A 19,077-nucleotide genomic window follows, 5' to 3' on the forward strand; every position below is an offset into this window, starting at 1 on the left:
GGGCTGGGCCGGGGGTCGACGGCCGGGGACGCAGGTGTGGAGGGGTGCTCGGCCGACTCTTCGCTGTCCGGCCGCGGCCGCCCGCTCCCGCCGCTTTCCACCACGGTGTCCCCTCGATCGAAGCGTCTCCCGCCGGTGCCGGGCGGGAGGGTCTGGGACCGATGGTATGCGGCGGCGGTGATCTGTTCCGCCCCGGCACCCCCCGTGTTTCCCGGTGGGTCCCCGGTGTCCGGGGCGTGGGCGCGGTGCGGGCGGGGGTGACTGTCGGTGGCGGGCCGTAAGGTCTGTGGTCATGGAGAGCAGCAGCGAGGACGTCGTCCCGGTGGGCGGCGGCGGTGTCGTGGAGGGTCCGGAGGGCGGTGCGCCGGGTGAGGTCGCGGTGGGGTCCGGGGCGGTGATCTCCGAGGCGCTGTCGTCCGAGGCGGTGGTGTCGCAGGCGGTGGGGTCCGGGGCGGTGGGGCCGGTGGCCGTGGCGCCCGCTTCGCTGTCGCCGTCGCGCGCCGGTGATTTCATGCAGTGCCCGCTGCTGTACCGGTTCCGGGTGATCGACCGGTTGCCGGAGAAGCCGAGTCCGGCGGCGACGCGGGGGACGCTGGTGCACGCGGTGCTGGAGCGGCTGTTCGACGCTCCGGCGGCGGAGCGGACGGCGCCGCGGGCGAAGTCGCTGATCCCGGGCCAGTGGGACCGGTTGCGCGAGAGCCGGCCGGAGGTGGTGGAGCTGTTCGCCGACGATCCCGAGGGCGAGCGGCTGGCGGGGTGGCTGGCGGAGGCGGAGCGGCTGGTGGAGCGCTGGTTCACGCTGGAGGATCCGACGCGGTTGGAGCCGGCCGAGCGGGAGCTGTTCGTGGAGACGGAGCTGGAGTCCGGGCTGCGGCTGCGCGGGATCATCGACCGGGTCGACGTGGCGCCGACGGGCGAGGTGCGGATCGTCGACTACAAGACGGGCAAGGCGCCGCGGCCGGAGTACGCCGAGGGCGCGCTGTTCCAGATGAAGTTCTACGCGCTGGTGGTGTGGCGGCTGAAGAACGTGGTCCCGCGGCGGCTGCAACTGGTCTACCTGGGCAGCGGGGACGTGCTGACCTACGATCCGGTGCTCGCGGATCTGGAGCGTGTGGAGCGCAAGCTGCTCGCGTTGTGGGAGGCGATCCGGGAGGCGACGCGCACGGGTGAGTGGCGTCCCCGGCCGACGAAGCTGTGCGGCTGGTGCGATCACCAGGCGCACTGTCCGGAGTTCGGCGGCACTCCCCCGCCGTATCCGCTGGCGGTGGCGTCGTCGGCGCCGGAGCCGGTGAGGGCGGCCGAGTCGGAGGGTGGGGCGCAGGGCAGAATGGGGCCGGGCTAGAGAAGGAGATTCACGTGGCCATCCGCGTCCTACTGGTCGACGACCAGCCGCTGCTGCGCACGGGCTTCCGGATGATTCTGGAGGCCGAGCAGGACATCGCGGTCGTCGGCGAGGCCGGAGACGGCCTCCAGGCTCTGGACCAGGTGCGGGCGTTGCAGCCCGATGTGGTGCTGATGGACATTCGCATGCCGCGGATGGACGGGGTGGAGGCGACCCGTCAGATCACCGGTCCCGGGCGGGACGGCCCGGCGAAGGTGCTGGTGCTGACGACGTTCGATCTCGACGAGTACGTGGTGGAGGCCCTGCGGGCGGGGGCGAGCGGGTTCCTGCTGAAGGACGCGCCGGCGGTCGAACTGGTGCAGGCGATCCGGGTGGTGGCCGCGGGCGAGGCCATGCTGGCGCCGAGCATCACGCGTCGGCTGCTCGACAAGTACGCCACGCATCTGCCGTCGGGCGACGAGCCGGTGCCGGACACCCTGCACACGCTCACCGACCGCGAGGTGGAGGTGCTGAAGCTGGTGGCCCGGGGTCTGTCGAACGCCGAGATCGCGGCGGACCTGTTCGTCAGCGAGACCACGGTGAAGACGCATGTGGGGCATGTGCTGACGAAGCTGGGGCTGCGCGACCGGGTGCAGGCCGCGGTGTACGCCTACGAGAGCGGCCTGGTGCGTCCGGGCGCGCAGTAGGCGCGTCTTCGTCGTGCGTGGTGCGTGAGGCTCGTCGGCAGGTCAGCTGCTGGAGCCCCGGCCGAGCTCCCAGAGTTGCAGGGTGGCGGAGGAGTTGAGCACGTAGGCGGTGCCGGTGACGTCGTTGTTGGCGGCGACGAACTGCTTGCCCTGCCACAGCGGAAGGATCGGGACGTCCTTGGCGACGATGTCCTGGGCCTCGGTGAGAGGCGTGGCGGCGCTGAGGCGGTCGGCCTCGCGACGGGAGGACGGGATGAGCTTGTTGATGATCTCGCCGTTGGAGTAGGGCGACTTGAGGAAGTTGTCCTTGTCCAGGAAGGGCGCGACGAAGTTGTCGGCGTCGGGGAAGTCGGGGAACCAGCCCATGCCGTAGACGGCGTACTCGCCCTTGCGCTCGGCGGGGACGAACGCGTCCCACTCGGTGCCCTTGATGGTGACGTCGAAGAGGCCGCTGCCGTTCAGCTGCTTCTTCAGCGTCTCGAACTCCTGCTTGGTGGCCGGACCGTAGTGGTCGGTGGTGTAGTTCAGCGTCAGCTTCACCGGGGTGGTGATGTCCGCGTCGGCCAGCAGGGCCTTGGCCTTGCCGACGTTCGGGTCGCCGTAGGTGTTGAAGAACGAGTTGGAGTGGCCGGTGACGCCGGCCGGGACCAGCGAGTACAGGGGCTCGGCCTGGGAGCCGTACACGGAGGAGACGAGCTGGCTGCGGTCGATGACCTGGGCCATCGCCTGGCGTACGGCCTTGGACTTGACCGCGGGGTCCGTGGTGTCGAAGGCGAGGTAGCGGATCTCGAGGCCGTTGAGCTCGACGAGGCCGATGTCCCCGCTGGCGGACGTCTCGGAGAGCTTGCGGATCTGCTCCGGCGACATGGTGCGGGTCATGAGGTCGATGTCGCCCTTTTGCAGGGCGGTGCCCATGGCGTCGGTGTCCTTGTAGGACACCATGTCGACCTCGTCGTTGTTCACCGTGAGCGTCCCCTTGTAGTGGGGGTTCTTGGTGAACACGGCCTTGGTCATCTGGTCGCCGTCGGTCTCGGCCTTGAGGGTGTACGGGCCGGAGCCGTCCACGTCGAAGCCGTCGCGCAGCTTGTTCTTCTCGTAGTCGTCGGGGTTGACGATGCCGGCGACCGGGGTCGACAGCTTGAAGGGGAACGTCGCGTCGGCGGTCTTGAGGTGGAAGATGACTTCGTTGTCGCCCTGCGTTTCGATGGTGTCGATCGTGGACAGCAGGGCGAAGACGCCGGAGTCGGCCTTGATGGTGCGGGCGCGCTCGATGGAGAACTTGACGTCCTGGGCGGTCACGTCGTCGCCGTTGGCGAACTTCAGGCCGCTGCGCAGCTTGCAGGAGTAGCGCTCGTTGCCGGTGTCGGTGAAGCCGCAGCTCTGGGCCGCCTCGGGGACGGGCTCGCCCTCGCCCTTGGGCTGGATCATCAGCGTCTGCACGGTCTGGCGCAGGATGTTCCAGGTGCCGACGTCATAGGAGTACGCCGGGTCGAGCGGGGCCGGGGCGTCCTTCGTGGCCGTGAACCGGTCGGTGGTGCCGACGACGATGGCGTCACCGCTGCCGCTCCCGCCGTCGGTTCCGCCGCAGGCCGCGAGTGCGGGCGCGAGCAGACCGACCACGGCCGGCAGCACCAAAGTCTTACGGTTCATGCTCGAGTTTCTCCAGAGCTGTCGGTCCGTGTATCCGGCATGCAGGGGTGGCGCCGCGGATCACGAGGTTAGGGCGATGTTCTCGCGACGAGATTAGTCCGGACCGGCACGACGGTTGGCGGCCACCGGAGTTGAAGCCCCATCACGCAGCGAAACCGGTTGTGGACGCACTGAACAGCCGTCAGTGGAAGGATTCGTACAGCCGCTCACCAATCGGGACACAAGGATGCGCCCGCGGGGATGCGGCGGGGTCGCCATGCATGCGGAGAGTCATCTGTCGAGGCCTTGACGGGTGGGGAACGTCACACGCATAAACGGTTCGGGCGGCACGGAATTCGATCGCCGGGCGACGCTCGGTGAAGATCGGAATTCGGCCGTGCGCGGCCCCGCCGAATTCCCCGCTATCGACGGTGCACGCTGGGTGAACGCCTCTCGCATTTGCGTCATCGGCCGCTCACCAATGATCGCGGCGGTGATCATCGGAGCGGCATGAGGCCGCGCAGGAACGGCAGGTCGACCTCCTCCAGCGAGGAGACGACGGTGCGGCGCGGGGCGGGGGCGATGGGGGCGACGGAGGGCACGGCGACCACGTGGCATCCGGCGGCCTCCGCCGAGGCGACCCCGGTGGCGGTGTCCTCGACGACGGCGCACCGGGCGGGGTCCGCGCCCAGGCCCGCGGCGGCAAACAGGTAGGGGTCCGGGTGGGGCTTGGTGTGCGGGACCTCGTCGCCGGCCACGGTGAGCCGGAAGTGCTCGGCGCCGAGCGCGCTCAGGACGCGGTCGATGATGCGCCGGTGGGAGGCGGAGACGAGGGCGGTGGGCACCTCGTGCTCGGCGAGTTCCGCGAGCAGCCGGGCGGCCCCGGGCATCAGGGGCAGGGCGCGGGTGATGCGCTCCTCGAACCCCTCGTTGAGCAGGACGGTGAGTTCGGGGAGGGTGACGTCGGCTCCGGTCGCCTCGATCAGGAACCCGGCGCTGCGGCTCATGGGGCCGCCGACCACGACATGGCGCCAGGAGTCGTCGAGGGCGTGGCCGAGGCCGGCGAAGACCTCGACCTCGACGTCCCACCAGAAGCCCTCGGTGTCCACCAGAGTGCCGTCCATGTCGAGGAGCACGGCCTGCAGGGCGGAGCCCTGGGCCGTGCGGGTCACTGGCGCGGGAACCGTGCTGGTCATCCACGTACCTCCTTGAGGGACGAGCAGGCCGGTTCCCGCTGGGGAACCGGCCTGCAGTGGACCGACCAGTGTACGACTTATCCGATCAGTGTGCCCGGTGGCGCGCCTGCGGCGTGCCGGGCGTCACGTCGTCATCGGGCGTTGAAGTACTTCGCCTCGGGGTGGTGGATCACGATGGCGTCGGTGGACTGCTCGGGGTGGAGCTGGAACTCCTCCGACAGGTGCACGCCGATCCGCTCGGGCCGCAGCAGTTCGGCGATCTTGGCGCGGTCCTCCAGGTCGGGGCAGGCGCCGTAGCCGAGGGAGAAGCGGGCGCCGCGGTACTTCAGGGCGAACATGTCCTCGACGTCGGCCGGGTCCTCGCCGGCGAAGCCGAGTTCGGAGCGCACCCGGGCGTGCCAGTACTCGGCGAGGGCCTCGGCCAGCTGGACGGACAGGCCGTGCAGTTCGAGGTAGTCGCGGTAGGAGTCGGAGGCGAAGAGCCGGGCGGTCTCCTCGCCGATGCGGGAGCCGACGGTGACGACCTGGAAGCCGACGACGTCCGTCTCCCCCGACTCCTCCGGGCGGAAGAAGTCGGCGAGGCACAGCCGCCGGCCCCGGCGCTGGCGGGGGAAGGTGAAGCGGGTGCGCTCGTTGCCCTGTTCGTCCAGGACGATCAGGTCGTCGTCCTTGGACACGCAGGGGAAGTAGCCGTAGACGACGGCCGCTTCGAGGAGGTTGTCGGTCTGGAGCCGGTCCAGCAGGCCGCGCAGCCGGGGGCGGCCCTCGCTCTCGACGAGTTCCTCGTAGCTCGGTCCGTCGCCGGAGCGGGCCTGCTTCAGGCCCCACTGGCCCTTGAAGAGGGCGCCCTCGTCGAGCCAGGACGCGTACTCCTTGAGCTGGATGCCCTTGACGACCCGGGTGCCCTGGAAGGGAGCCTCGGGGACGGGGTTGTCGGTGGCCACGTCGGACCGCACGTGGCCTTCCTGGGGGCGCTCCTCGACCACGGTCTCGGCGGCGCTCGCCCGGACGCGGCGCTGCTTGAGTTCCGGCAGCTTCGCCCCCGGCACTCCTCGCTTGACGCCGATCAGCGCGTCCATCAGCCGCAGGCCCTCGAAGGCGTCCCGGGCGTAGCGCACCTCGCCCTCGTAGATCTCGTGGAGGTCCTGTTCGACGTAAGCCCTGGTCAGAGCTGCCCCGCCGAGGATGACCGGGTAGTCGGCCGCCATCTTGCGCTGGTTGAGCTCCTCCAGGTTCTCCTTCATGATCACCGTGGACTTCACCAGCAGTCCCGACATGCCGATGACGTCGGCCCGGTGCTCCTGCGCCGCGTCCAGGATCGCCGAGACCGGCTGCTTGATCCCCAGGTTGACGACGTTGTAGCCGTTGTTGGACAGGATGATGTCGACGAGGTTCTTGCCGATGTCGTGGACGTCGCCGCGCACGGTGGCCAGCACGATCGTGCCCTTGCCCTCGGCGTCCGACTTCTCCATGTGCGGCTCCAGGTAGGCCACCGCCGACTTCATCACCTCCGCCGACTGGAGCACGAACGGCAGCTGCATCTGTCCGGAGCCGAAGAGCTCGCCGACCACCTTCATGCCGTCCAGCAGCGTCTCGTTGACGATGTCCAGGGCGGGGCGGGTCAGCAGCGCCTCGGCGAGGTCGGCCTCCAGGCCGTTCTTCTCGCCGTCGATGATCCGCCGCTTGAGACGCTCGTCCAGCGGCAGCGCCGCCAGTTCCTCCGCCTTGCCCGCCTTGAGGGACTTGGTGGTGGCGCCCTCGAACAGCGCCATGAGCTTCTGCAACGGGTCGTAGCCCTCGGCGCGGCGGTCGTGGATGAGGTCGAGGGCGGTGGCGACCTCTTCCTCGCTGAAGCGGGCGATGGGCAGGATCTTCGAGGCGTGCACGATCGCCGAGTCCAGGCCCGCCTTGACGCACTCGTCGAGGAACACCGAGTTCAGCAGGATGCGCGCCGCGGGGTTGAGGCCGAAGGAGATGTTCGACAGACCCAGCGTGGTCTGCACCTCGGGCCGGCGCCGCTTGAGCTCGCGGATGGCCTCGATGGTGGCGATGCCGTCCTTGCGGGACTCCTCCTGGCCCGTGCAGATGGTGAAGGTCAGACAGTCGATGAGGATGTCCGACTCCTGGATCCCCCAGTTGCCGGTGAGGTCCTCGATGAGCCGTTCGGCGATGGCCACCTTCGTCTCGACGGTGCGGGCCTGGCCCTCCTCGTCGATGGTCAGCGCGATGAGGGCCGCGCCGTGCTCCCTGGCCAGTTCGGTGACCTTCGCGAACCGGGACTCGGGCCCGTCGCCGTCCTCGTAGTTGACGGAGTTGATCACGGCTCGGCCGCCCAGCCGCTCCAGGCCCGCCCGGATGACCTCGACCTCGGTGGAGTCCAGCACGATCGGCAGCGTCGAGGCGGTGGCGAAACGGCCCGCGAGCTCGTCCATGTCGGCGACGCCGTCACGGCCCACGTAGTCCACGCACAGGTCCAGCATGTGCGCGCCCTCCCGGATCTGGTCCCGGGCCATCTCCACGCAGTCGTCCCAGCGGCCCTCGAGCATGGCCTCGCGGAACTTCTTCGATCCGTTGGCGTTCGTGCGCTCGCCGATCGCCATGTAGGCGGTGTCCTGGCGGAACGAGACGCTCTGGTAGAGGGAGGCGGCGCCGGGCTCGGGACGCGGGCTGCGCTCGGCCGGCGAGGCGCCCCGCACCCGCTCCACGAGCCGGCGCAGGTGCTCGGGCGTCGTGCCGCAGCAGCCGCCGACGAGGTTCAGCCCGTAGTCGCGGACGAAGTTCTCCTGCGCGTCGGCCAGGCCCACGGCGTCGAGCGGGAAGTGGGCGCCGTCCTTGGTGAGGATGGGCAGGCCGGCGTTGGGCATGCACAGCAGCGGGGTGCGGGAGTGCCGGGCGAGGTAGCGCAGGTGCTCGCTCATCTCGGCGGGGCCGGTGGAGCAGTTCAGGCCGATCATGTCGATGCCGAGCGGCTCCAGCGCGGTGAGGGCGGCGCCGATCTCGGAGCCGAGCAGCATGGTGCCGGTCGTCTCGAAGGCCATCGAGACCAGCAGCGGCACGTCGGCGCCGGTCGCCCGCATGGCGCGCCGGGCGCCCAGGATCGACGACTTCGTCTGAAGGAGGTCCTGGGTGGTCTCGACGATCAGGGCGTCCGCGCCGCCGGCGAGCAGGCCCTCGGCGTTGGCCTGGAACCCGTCGCGCAGGGTGCCGTAGCCGATGTGGCCGAGGGTGGGCAGCTTGGTGCCGGGGCCGATGGAGCCCAGGACCCAGCGGGTGCGGCCGTCGCGGGCGGCGAAGGCGTCGGCGGTCTCCCGGGCGATGCGGGCGCCCGCCTCGGACAGCTCGTACACGCGGTCGGCGATGTCGTACTCGGCCATGGCGGAGTGGTTTGCGCCGAACGTGTTGGTCTCGACGCAGTCGACGCCCGCGCCGAAGTACTCCTCGTGCACCGAGCGGACGATGTCCGGCCGGGTGAGGTTGAGGATCTCGTTGCAGCCCTCGAGGTTCTCGAAGTCCTCCAGGGTGGGCTCCTGGGCCTGGAGCATGGTGCCCATCGCCCCGTCTGCCACCACCACACGGGTGGCCAGGGCCTCTCGGAGCGCGGACACACGGGTCCGGCTGTCGGCGGAAGGGGTCGGCGGCACAGAGGCCATGAAAGGGCTCCCTCGGATGCGACGGCTGTCGGCTTTGCGTCTCCTCAGGATGCGGGTGACGAGGCTTCCCGAGGAGGGCGCACGCCGTCAGGGTAGCCGGGACGGAGGCCTTATGGTCAGGGGCGTCCACGGGGCGGACGGGTCCCGCCCCGGCCGGCCCGGCCGCGGCGCGGTGCGCGGACGGTCCGGGAGGGCCGTGCGCCGGGCGCGTCGGGCACGTCCGGGCGACGGGCGCGTCGCCCCCGGGGGACGCGTCGCGTAACACGAATCGACCGACCATTAGCGGGAGGTCGACATGGACCGGTAGTGTTCGACATTGCCGAACGACGGCAGCAGATGCCGTGCGTTGACGGTCGAAGGGGACGGAGGCAGGACGGCGATGGCACGGAACATCCAGTCGGTCGAACGTGCGGCCGCGATGCTGCGGCTGCTCGCCGGCGGCGAGCGGCGCCTGGGCCTGTCGGACATCGCCTCGTCCACGGGCCTGGCCAAGGGCACCGCGCACGGGATCCTGCGCACCCTCCAGCAGGAGGGCTTCGTCGAGCAGGACGACGTCTCCGGGCGCTACCAGCTGGGCGCGGAACTGCTCCGCCTGGGCACGACCTACCTGGACGTGCACGAACTGCGCGCACGCGCCCTGGTGTGGACGGACGACCTGGCGCGCTCCAGCGGCGAGAGCGTCCACCTGGGGGTGCTGCACCAGCAGGGGGTGCTGATCGTGCACCACGTCTTCCGGCCGGACGACAGCCGGCAGGTGCTGGAGATCGGGGCCATGCAGCCGCTGCACTCCACAGCCCTGGGCAAGGTGCTGTCGGCCTACGATCCCGTGGCCCACAGCGAGGCCATGGAGGCCGACCGCAAGCCGTTCACGGACCGCACGGTGTACGAGCTGGACGCCTTCGAGCACATCCTCGACCTCACGCGCGCGCGGGGCTACGCGGCCGACGTGGAGGAGACCTGGGAGGGCGTGGCGTCCATCGCCGCGCCCATCCACGACCGGCGGCGCATGCCCGTCGGCGCGGTCGGGATCACCGGCGCCGTGGAGCGGCTGGCGCGCGACGGCGAGCTGCGGCCCGAGCTGATCGCGGCGGTGCGGGACTGCGCCCGCGCGGTGTCGCGGGACCTGGGCGCCGGGCGGTTCTGAGGCGTCGGCGGCCCGCGTGTCCGCCCGAGAAGTGCGTGAGACCTGGCCGGGACGTCGGACGACGTTCCGGCCGCTGTCATACCCTGCAAAAAGCGACCCGAAGCGGACATCGGGGGCGAGTGCATGCGCACCCACGCGAAGATCGATGTCTTGCACCGATCAATAACGATCGCGTTTTCGATAACAACACTCTTGACGCACCTGTGACGGCCGGGCAAGACTCCCGTCCATCGGTCGGCATTGTCGAACACCTACCGGCAATACGCGCTAGAGTGTGACAACGCCAAAGGCCGGCATCGCTCTCACCCCCGAGGGCGCTCGAACCCCCGGTGGGACCCGGGGTTCGGCTTCCCTGGACGAAGGACAAAGGAGTCGCGGGTGTCCAGCTCCGACATCTTCATCGGCGAGACCATCGGTACCGCCATACTCATCCTGCTCGGCGGTGGCGTCTGCGCCGCCGTCACGCTGAAGGCCTCCAAGGCCCGCAACGCCGGCTGGCTCGCCATCACCTTCGGGTGGGGTTTCGCCGTTCTGACGGCCGTCTACACCTCGGCCCCCCTCTCCGGGGCCCACCTCAACCCGGCGGTCACCCTCGCACTCGCGATCAAGGACGACGACTGGAGCAACGTTCCGGTCTACTGGGCCGGGCAGCTGCTCGGCGCCGCCATCGGCGCCACCCTGGTCTGGGTCGCCTACTACGGCCAGTTCCACGCGCACCTGACCGACCGCGAGATCGTCGGCGGCCCGGGCGCGCAGGCCACCGAGGCCAAGGCCGTCGAGGCTCAGGAAGCGGGCGCCGGCCCGGTCCTGGGCGTCTTCTCCACCGGTCCGGAGATCCGCGTCGTGTGGCAGAACCTGGCCACGGAGATCATCGGCACCGTCGTGCTGGTCCTGGCCGTCCTCACGCAGGGCCTGAACGACAAGGGCAACGGCCTGGGCACCCTGGGCGCGCTGATCACGGCGCTCGTGGTCGTCTCGATCGGTCTGTCGCTCGGCGGCCCGACCGGGTACGCGATCAACCCGGCCCGTGACCTCGGTCCCCGCATCGTGCACGCGCTCCTGCCCCTGCCCAACAAGGGCGGCTCCGACTGGAGCTACGCCTGGATCCCGGTGGTCGGCCCGCTGATCGGCGGCGCGATCGCTGCAGGCATCTACAACGTCGCTTTTGCTTGACAGCACCAGCTGCACGCGTAGTCAGCAGCGCCGTACAGACAGCCACTCATCCTTGGAACCCCAGGAGCACACAGTGACCGACGCGCACACCGCCGGCCCCTTCATCGCCGCCATCGACCAGGGCACCACCTCCTCGCGCTGCATCGTCTTCGACCGGGACGGCCGGATCGTCTCCGTCGACCAGAAGGAGCACGAGCAGATCTTCCCCAAGCCGGGCTGGGTCGAGCACGACGCGAACGAGATCTGGACCAACGTCCAGGAAGTCGTCGCCGGAGCCATCGAGAAGGCCGGCATCACCCGCGACGACATCAAGGCCATCGGCATCACCAACCAGCGTGAGACCACGCTGCTGTGGGACAAGAACACCGGCGAGCCCGTCCACAACGCCATCGTCTGGCAGGACACCCGCACCGACGCCCTGTGCCGCGAGCTCGGCCGCAACGTCGGCCAGGACCGCTTCCGCCGCGAGACCGGCCTCCCCCTGGCCTCGTACTTCGCGGGCCCCAAGGCGCGCTGGCTGCTCGACAACGTCGAGGGCCTGCGCGAGCGCGCCGAGGCGGGCGACATCCTCTTCGGCACCATGGACACCTGGGTCATCTGGAACCTGACCGGCGGCGTCGACGGCGGCAAGCACTACACCGACGTCACCAACGCCTCGCGCACCATGCTGATGAACCTGCACACCCTGGAGTGGGACGAGAAGATCGCCGAGTCCATCGGCGTCCCGCTGTCGATGCTCCCGGAGATCCGCTCCTCCGCCGAGGTCTACGGCGAGGTCACCGGCGGCCGCCTGGGCGACCTGCTCGGCGGCATCCCGGTCGCCTCCGCGCTCGGCGACCAGCAGGCCGCCCTGTTCGGCCAGACCTGTTTCGCCGAGGGCGAGGCCAAGTCCACCTACGGCACCGGCACGTTCATGCTGATGAACACCGGCGAGAAGATCATCAACTCCTACTCGGGCCTGCTGACCACGGTCGGCTACCGCATCGGCGACGACAAGCCGGTGTACGCCCTGGAGGGCTCGATCGCCGTCACCGGTTCGCTGGTGCAGTGGATGCGCGACCAGATGGGCCTGATCTCCACCGCCGCCGAGATCGAGACGCTCGCGCTCTCCGTCGAGGACAACGGCGGCGCCTACTTCGTGCCGGCCTTCTCCGGTCTGTTCGCCCCGTACTGGCGCTCCGACGCCCGCGGTGTGATCGCCGGCCTCACCCGGTACGTCACCAAGGCGCACCTCGCGCGCGCCGTCCTGGAGGCCACGGCCTGGCAGACCCGTGAGATCACCGACGCCATGACGAAGGACTCCGGCGTCGAGCTCGCGGCCCTCAAGGTCGACGGCGGCATGACCTCCAACAACCTGCTGATGCAGACCCTCTCGGACTTCCTGGACGCCCCCGTGGTGCGCCCGATGGTCGCCGAGACCACCTGCCTCGGCGCCGCCTACGCCGCCGGCCTCGCCGTCGGCTTCTGGACCAGCACCGACGACCTGCGCGCCAACTGGCGCAGGGCCGCCGAGTGGACCCCCCGCATGGACGCGGACACCCGCGACCGTGAGTACAAGAGCTGGCTCAAGGCCGTCGAGCGGACCATGGGCTGGCTCGAGGACGAGGAGTAAGACCCGAAATGACCAGTCAGCCCACCCTGCAGTCCGTACCTGCCCTGGGGACGCACCCGGCGTCCGGCTCCCAGCCGAGCCGCGCCGAGACCCGGGAGCAGCTCTCCAAGGCGTCGTACGACCTTCTCGTGATCGGCGGCGGCATCCTGGGCATCTCCACCGCCTGGCACGCCGCGCAGTCCGGCCTCAGGGTGGCTCTGGTCGACGCCGGCGACTTCGCCGGCGCCACCTCCTCCGCCTCCTCCAAGCTGCTCCACGGCGGTCTGCGCTACCTCCAGACCGGCGCGGTGAAGCTGGTGGCGGAGAACCACTTCGAGCGCCGTGCGGTCTCCCGCCAGGTGGCCCCCCACCTGGCGAACCCGCTCACGTTCTACCTCCCCGTGTACAAGGGCGGGCCGCACGGCGCGGCGAAGCTCGGGGCGGGCGTCTTCGCCTACTCCGCGCTGTCGGCGTTCGGCGACGGCGTCGGTCACCTCCTGTCCCCGGCCAAGGCCGCGCAGGACGTGCCCGAGCTGCGCACCGACAACCTCAAGGCCGTGGCCGTCTACGGCGACGACCAGATGAACGACGCGCGCATGGCGCTGATGACGGTCCGCGCGGCCGTCGAGGCGGGCGCGGTGGTCCTCAACCACGCCGAGGTGTCCGGCCTGCGCTTCACCAGGGGCCGGGTCACCGGCGCGGAACTGCGCGACCGGATCTCCGGGGACGAGTTCGGCGTCGACGCGCGGCTGGTGCTGAACGCCACCGGCCCGTGGGTGGACCACCTGCGCAAGATGGAGGACCCGAACGCGGCGCCGTCCATCCGCCTGTCCAAGGGCGCGCACCTGGTGCTCAAGCGCACCGCTCCGTGGCGGGCGGCGCTCGCCACCCCGATCGACAAGTACCGCATCACCTTCGCCCTCCCCTGGGAGGACATGCTGCTGCTCGGCACCACCGACGAGGAGTACGAGGGCGACCCCGCGGACGTCGCGGTCACCGAGAAGGACACGGCCCAGATACTCGACGAGGCCGCCTTCTCCATCCGCGACCAGCAGCTCGACCGCGATCTGATCACCTACGCCTTCGCGGGCCTGCGCGTGCTGCCGGGCGGCCCCGGCGACACCGCGAAGGCCAAGCGCGAGACCGTGGTGACCGAGGGCCGGGGCGGCATGCTGTCCGTCGCGGGCGGCAAGTGGACGACGTTCCGGCACATCGGCCGCACGGTCATGCAGAAGCTGGAGGCGCTGCCCGGCCACCCGCTGGGCGACGACTTCGAGCCCGTCTCCTCGCTGCCGAGGAAGCTGCCGCTGCCCGGCGTCGCCAACCCGCGCGCGGTCGCCCACCGGCTGCTGGTCGACAACCCGGCGCCCGGCCCGCGCATGGCGGCCGACACCGCCAAGCACCTGGCCACCCACTACGGTTCGCTCGCCTTCGACATCGCGCGGCTGGCGAACGACAACCCCGAGCTGCGCGAGCGGGTCCACCCGGACGCGCCCGAGATCTGGGCGCAGGTCGTCTACGCCCGCGACCACGAGTGGGCCGAGACGGCGGACGACGTGCTGCGCCGCCGCACGACGCTGACGATCCGCGGCCTGGCCACGGACGACGTCCGCGCCAGGGTCCAGGACCTGCTCGACAAGAAGTAGGCCCGCGCGGAACCCGTCCCGCGCACGAGCGCGGCCCGCCCGGTGGCGGGCCGGGCCCGAAGACCCGCCGCCGGCCCCACTCCCCTGACCGGGGCCGGCGCCGGGGGACGGCCCCGCCGTACCGGGGCCGGAACCGGGGAAGGGGCGGCTCCACCCCTATGGAGCCGCCCCTTTCGCATGCCCCTCCCCTCCCCCGGGGCGTCCGGTCCCGGGTGATGATCGCGGTGGGAGAGGCAGTCCGCCGATCTGGCCGCATAATGGCCGCTGAGACATCGGATGTCTCGGTGAGGGACGACAGGAGGACGGACATGGCAGTCACCGACGAGGCGATCGAGCGGATCAAGGGCATGATCGTCTCGGGTGCGCTGCGCCCCGGGGACCGGCTGCCCAAGGAGAGCGAACTGGCCGCCGAGCTGGGCCTGTCCCGCAACTCGCTGCGCGAGGCGGTGCGCGCCCTGTCGCTGATCCGGATCCTGGACGTACGGCAGGGCGACGGCACCTACGTGACCAGCCTCGACCCCCAACTCCTCCTGGAGGCGCTGAGTTTCGTCGTCGACTTCCACCGCGACGACACCGTCCTGGAGTTCCTGGCGGTGCGCCGCATCCTGGAGCCGGCCGCCACGGCGATGGCCGCGCTGCGCGTCAGCGAGCAGCAGCTGGACGCGCTGGAGTCCCAGTTGGACCGGCTCGGGGGCGACCCGTCGGTGGAGGAACTGGTCGCAGCGGACCTGGAGTTCCACCGGGGCATCGTGCAGAGCGCCGGCAACTCGGTGCTGTGCTCGCTGCTCGACGGGCTGTCCGGGCCCACGACGCGGGCCCGGATCTGGCGCGGACTGACCCAGGAGGACGCCGTCTCGGGCACCCTGCGCGAGCACCGCGCGATCCTGGCGGCACTGCGCGACCGCGACGCGGAGGCGGCGCGCTCCTGGGCGACGGTGCACATCGCGAGCGTCGAGCAGTGGCTGCGGTCGTCGCTGTGAGGTCCGGGCGGGCGGGCGCCGGGCGCGCCGCGCGGCGGTGAACCCGGCACGGGGCGTCCGCCACCGGTCGGCTCACGCGGGCGTCGCCGCCCGGGCGTTCGGGATCGGCGACGGATCCGATCACCGAGGGGTGTCCCGAGGTGGCGAACGGGGCAGTGATCCGGTCACTCCCCCGTGAAAGGGGGCTGCGGGCGCCCCCGCAGAACGCCGTAAGGTTGGGTGGTCAAGCGAGGGCACGTCGGAAGGAGGCGCTGGGTGATCGAGCTCGAGGGGGTTCCCGAGCTGATCGACCCGGTCATGGTGGCCGCGTTCGAGGGCTGGAACGATGCCGGCGACGCCGCCTCCACCGCGGTCGGGCATCTGGAGCGGGAGTGGAAGGGCGAGGTGTTCGCGGCGCTGGACGCCGAGGACTACTACGACTTCCAGGTGAACCGCCCCACGGTGTGGATGGACGCCGGCGTGCGCAAGATCACATGGCCCACGACAAGGTTGTCGGTGGTGCGGGTCGGCGGCGACAAACCACGCGACCTGGTGCTCGTGCGGGGCATCGAACCGTCCATGCGCTGGCGCTCGTTCTGCAACGAACTGCTGGGCTTCGCCCACGAGCTGGGCGTGGAGCTGGTGGTCATCCTGGGCGCGCTGCTCGGCGACACGCCGCACACGCGTCCGGTTCCGATCAGCGGGACCACGTCGGACGCCGACCTGGCGCAGCGGATGGACCTGGAGGAGACCAAGTACGAGGGCCCCACGGGCATCGTCGGCGTCCTCCAGGAGGCGTGCACGCACGCGGGGGTGCCCGCGGTGAGCCTGTGGGCGGCCGTGCCGCACTACGTCTCGCAGCCGCCGAACCCCAAGGCGACGCTGGCCCTCCTCAACCGCCTGGAGGACCTGATCGACGTGCGCATCCCGTTGGGCGAGCTGCCCGAGGACGCGCGGGCCTGGCAGGTGGGGGTGGACCAGCTGGCCGCCGAGGACACCGAGGTCGCCGAGTACGTGCAGACGCTGGAGGAGGCCCGGGACACCGCGGAGCTGCCGGAGGCGTCGGGCGAGGCGATCGCCCGCGAGTTCGAGCGCTACCTGCGGCGGCGCGACGGCGGCGGCCCGCCCGACCCCGGGGAGCGCACCCGGCCCCCCAAGCCGCCGAAGCCGAGCGGTGAGACCCCGGACGACAGCGATTCGTCGGACGACTGAGCGGGCGGGGTCCGTGAACGGCGAAGGGGCGCCTCCCGCGTACGGGGGCGCCCCTTTTTCGTGCGGGTGACCGTGCCGGTGCGCTACAGCGCCACGCCGAGCAGCGCGTCCACCGCCCGCGAGACGATGCCGGGGGCACCGATGTCGGTGCCGCCCGTCCGCTCCTGGAGGGCGGCCCAGCGGTCGACGGCGGCCAGCGCGGCGGGCGCGTCGAGGTCGGCGGCGAGCGCCTCGCGCAGCTCCTCGACGAGCGCCTCGGCGGGCGGTCCGTCGGGGCGCGAGACGGCGGCGCGCCAGCGGCCGAGCCGGGCCTCGGCGTCCGCCAGCACCTGGTCGGTCCACTCCCAGTCGGCGCGATAGTGGTGGGCGAGGAGGGCGAGCCGGATGGCGGCGGGGTCGACGCCGTCCTGGCGGAGCCGGGAGACGAAGACGAGGTTGCCCTTGGACTTGGACATCTTCTCGCCGTCGAGGGCGACCATGCCGGCGTGCACGTACGCCTTGGCCATGGGGAACTCGCCGGTGAGCGCCTGGGCGTGCGAGGCGCCCATCTCGTGGTGCGGGAAGGCGAGGTCGGAACCGCCGCCCTGCACGTCGAAGCCCATGCCCAGGTGGTCCAGGGCGATGGCCACGCACTCGATGTGCCAGCCGGGCCGGCCGCGGCCGAGCGAGCCGCCGTCCCAGCTGGGCTCGCCCTCGCGGGCGGCCATCCACAGCATGGGGTCGAGCGGGTTCTTCTTGCCCGGGCGGTCCGGGTCGCCGCCGCGCTCGGCGGACAGCTGCCGCATGGTCGCGACGTCCAGGTTCGCCACCTTGCCGAAGTCCGGGTCGGCCTCGACGGAGAAGTAGACGTCGCCGTCGAGTTCGTAGGCCGCGCCCGCGTCCCGCAGCCGCTCGACGAGCGGGACGATGCCGGGTATCGCCTCGACGGCGCCTATGTAGTGCTGCGGCGGGAGCATCCGCAGGGCCGTCATGTCCTCGCGGAAGAGGGCCGTCTCCTTCTCGGCGAGGGCGACCCAGTCGACGCCGTCGCGTTCGGCCCGCTCCAGGAGGGGGTCGTCGACGTCGGTCACGTTCTGGACGTAGTGAACCTGCCGCTTGGTGTCGAGCCACACGCGCTGGACGAGGTCGAACGCGTTGTAGGTCGCCGCGTGACCGATGTGGGTCGCGTCGTACGGCGTGATGCCGCAGACGTAGATACGGGCGACGGGACCGGGGTCGAGGGAGACCGTACCGCCGGTCGCGGTGTCGTGGATCCTCAGGTCGCGGCCCTGACCAGGCAGGGCGGGGACCTCGGAAGCGGGCCAGGCATGCATGTCATGAGCGTAACCGGACGGAAGTTGCGCGTACGAACCGGAGCGGACCAGATGGCCGGGAAGGCGCTCTTGCGGGTCGGGATCCGGTGTGCGCGACGGCGCCCGCGGCCCTCCCGCGCGCGGGTGGTCGAGGTCCTAGACCGGTGGCCAGGGGATCGCCGGCCACTCGCCGCTCGGCTCGGGGTGCGTCCCGGACTCGAGCAGGGCCTCGGTCCGCGCGCGGGTGGCGTCGAGTTCCGCGGGCGTGATGAGCCCGCTCAGCGTGGCAGCGAGCCGTCCGCCGTCCTCCAGGGCGCTCCTGAGGCCCCGCAGGACCTCGACGGCCTCCGCGGTCAGGGGCTGCCCGGCCCAGCCCCACAGGAGCGTGCGCAGCTTGTTCTCGGCGTTGAAGGTGACGCCGTGGTCGATGCCGTACAGGCGGCCCTCGGCGGTGGGCAGCAGGTGGCCGCCCTTGCGGTCGGCGTTGTTGATCACCGCGTCGAGCACGGCGAGCCGGCGCAGCCGTTCGTCGTCGGCGTGCACGAGCAGCGCGGTCCGGCCCTCGCCGACCTCCGCGAAGCCGATCGCCTTCCAGCCCGGCCCGGGCTCCTCGCCGTCCACCAGCGCGAGCAGCTCGGACTCCGGGGCCGTCTCGACCCAGAGCTGGCACATGCCCTCGCCGTACGGTCCGTCCCGCAGCACGGTGGGCGGGACGAGGTCCCATCCGGTGGCCCGGGAGACCTCGTAGGCGGCGACCTCGCGCCGGGCGAGGGACCCGTCGGGGAAGTCCCACAGGGGCCGCTCCCCCGCCACCGGCTTGTAGACGCAGGCGGCCTCGCGGCCCTCGTGCGCGACGGTGCAGTACAGGGCCGCGTTCGAGGCGTCGCGGATGCGCCCGCGGACCGTGAGCGCGCCGTGGGCGAGGAGGTCGGCGAGGGCGGGGTCGGCGGTCGTCACGCTCCCCGGCGGTATCCGTTCTGGCGCGGACATACGTGTCCTTCCGGGTCGAGCGGCAGGCTGCACAGCGGGCACGGCGGCCGGCCGGCGTTGACGACGTCGAGGGCGCGCTTGGCGAAGGCTCTCGCCTGGGCGCCGGTGAGGCGGACCCGCAGCATCGGGGGCCCGTTCTCCTCGTCCTGGAGGAGCCGTTCCTCGGCCTCGGCGAGGTCCTCCTCGGAGTCGGCCTCGAGTTCCACGAGGGCCTGCGCCTCGACGATCATGCGCTGTTCCTCGCCGTCCCAGGCGAGGGCCATGGTGCCGACCCGGAACTCCTCCTCGATCGGGGTGTCGAGGGGAGCGGTGTCGCTGTTCTCGGTGGGCGAGACCGCGGGCACCATGGCGCTGCCGCCGCTGCGGCGCACGACCTCGTCCAGCAGTTCGTCCATGCGCTCGGCGAGCGCGGCGACCTGGGTCTTCTCCAGGGCCACACTGGTCACCCGACCGGCTGCGGTGGCCTGGAGGAAGAAGGTCCGGCGCCCGGGCAGCCCGACCGTACCGGCCACGAAACGGTCCGGGGGGTCGTAGAGGAACACCTGACGGGACACGTCCTGTCTCCAT

The 19,077-nt window shown here is 71.3% G+C and carries 14 protein-coding genes; 8 read left to right on the plus strand and 6 right to left on the minus strand.

Features of this window, described 5'->3' with window-relative positions; all coding sequences use genetic code 11:
* Nucleotides 1-292 precede the first annotated feature (292 nt).
* Both KMS84_RS26015 and KMS84_RS26020 read left to right on the plus strand, forming a co-directional pair.
* On the plus strand, nt 293-1,342 hold the full coding sequence (locus KMS84_RS26015) for a RecB family exonuclease (protein WP_256918881.1): 1,050 nt from the start codon (nt 293-295) through the stop codon (nt 1,340-1,342).
* A 14-nt stretch (nt 1,343-1,356) separates the two neighbouring features.
* Nucleotides 1,357-2,028, plus strand: a complete 672-nt coding sequence (locus KMS84_RS26020) for a response regulator (protein ID WP_044380401.1) — start codon at nt 1,357-1,359, stop codon at nt 2,026-2,028.
* A 42-nt stretch (nt 2,029-2,070) separates the two neighbouring features.
* On the opposite strand, the gene KMS84_RS26025 is transcribed toward KMS84_RS26020, so the two are convergent.
* The 3 genes from KMS84_RS26025 to metH all read right to left on the minus strand — a co-directional run bounded on the left by KMS84_RS26025 (nt 2,071) and on the right by metH (nt 8,503).
* Entirely contained in the window at nt 2,071-3,678 is a 1,608-nt protein-coding gene (locus tag KMS84_RS26025; protein ID WP_256918882.1) for an ABC transporter substrate-binding protein, read from the minus strand.
* 476 nt (nt 3,679-4,154) lie between these two features.
* On the minus strand, nt 4,155-4,853 hold the full coding sequence (locus KMS84_RS26030; RefSeq protein ID WP_256918883.1) for an HAD family hydrolase: 699 nt from the start codon (nt 4,851-4,853) through the stop codon (nt 4,155-4,157).
* Nucleotides 4,854-4,984: 131 nt separating this feature from the next.
* On the minus strand, nt 4,985-8,503 hold the full coding sequence (gene metH, locus KMS84_RS26035; RefSeq protein WP_256918884.1) for a methionine synthase: 3,519 nt from the start codon (nt 8,501-8,503) through the stop codon (nt 4,985-4,987).
* Nucleotides 8,504-8,882: 379 nt separating this feature from the next.
* Here metH and KMS84_RS26040 point away from each other — a divergent pair, with 379 nt between their 5' ends.
* From KMS84_RS26040 to KMS84_RS26065, 6 genes are all read left to right on the plus strand, one after another.
* Entirely contained in the window at nt 8,883-9,647 is a 765-nt protein-coding gene (locus tag KMS84_RS26040; RefSeq protein WP_256918885.1) for an IclR family transcriptional regulator, read from the plus strand.
* 378 nt (nt 9,648-10,025) lie between these two features.
* Entirely contained in the window at nt 10,026-10,820 is a 795-nt protein-coding gene (locus KMS84_RS26045) for an MIP/aquaporin family protein (RefSeq protein WP_256918886.1), read from the plus strand.
* A 73-nt stretch (nt 10,821-10,893) separates the two neighbouring features.
* Nucleotides 10,894-12,432, plus strand: coding sequence for a glycerol kinase GlpK (gene glpK / locus KMS84_RS26050; protein ID WP_256918887.1), 1,539 nt, complete (start codon nt 10,894-10,896; stop codon nt 12,430-12,432).
* 8 nt (nt 12,433-12,440) lie between these two features.
* A complete protein-coding gene (locus tag KMS84_RS26055; RefSeq protein ID WP_256918888.1) occupies nt 12,441-14,057 on the plus strand; it encodes a glycerol-3-phosphate dehydrogenase/oxidase in 1,617 nt (538 codons plus the stop codon).
* Nucleotides 14,058-14,365: 308 nt separating this feature from the next.
* Nucleotides 14,366-15,037, plus strand: a complete 672-nt coding sequence (locus tag KMS84_RS26060; RefSeq protein WP_256918889.1) for a FadR/GntR family transcriptional regulator — start codon at nt 14,366-14,368, stop codon at nt 15,035-15,037.
* Nucleotides 15,038-15,292: 255 nt separating this feature from the next.
* A complete protein-coding gene (locus KMS84_RS26065; protein ID WP_256918890.1) occupies nt 15,293-16,228 on the plus strand; it encodes a PAC2 family protein in 936 nt (311 codons plus the stop codon).
* A gap of 83 nt (nt 16,229-16,311) precedes the next feature.
* On the opposite strand, the gene mshC is transcribed toward KMS84_RS26065, so the two are convergent.
* From mshC to KMS84_RS26080, 3 genes are all read right to left on the minus strand, one after another.
* On the minus strand, nt 16,312-17,541 hold the full coding sequence (mshC, locus tag KMS84_RS26070) for a cysteine--1-D-myo-inosityl 2-amino-2-deoxy-alpha-D-glucopyranoside ligase (protein WP_256918891.1): 1,230 nt from the start codon (nt 17,539-17,541) through the stop codon (nt 16,312-16,314).
* Nucleotides 17,542-17,676: 135 nt separating this feature from the next.
* Nucleotides 17,677-18,510 carry an SCO1664 family protein gene (locus KMS84_RS26075; RefSeq protein ID WP_256918892.1) on the minus strand — a complete coding sequence of 278 codons (834 nt, stop codon included), beginning with the start codon at nt 18,508-18,510 and terminating at the stop codon, nt 17,677-17,679.
* Nucleotides 18,474-19,064: a DUF3090 domain-containing protein gene (locus KMS84_RS26080; protein ID WP_256918893.1), complete on the minus strand. Its 591-nt coding sequence runs from the start codon at nt 19,062-19,064 to the stop codon at nt 18,474-18,476. The genes KMS84_RS26075 and KMS84_RS26080 overlap by 37 nt, the downstream gene beginning before the upstream one ends.
* Nucleotides 19,065-19,077: the final 13 nt, after the last annotated feature.

Origin of the sequence: Streptomyces hilarionis, assembly GCF_024539675.1 — a bacterium.
GTDB classification, from domain to species: Bacteria; Actinomycetota; Actinomycetes; order Streptomycetales; family Streptomycetaceae; genus Streptomyces; species Streptomyces hilarionis.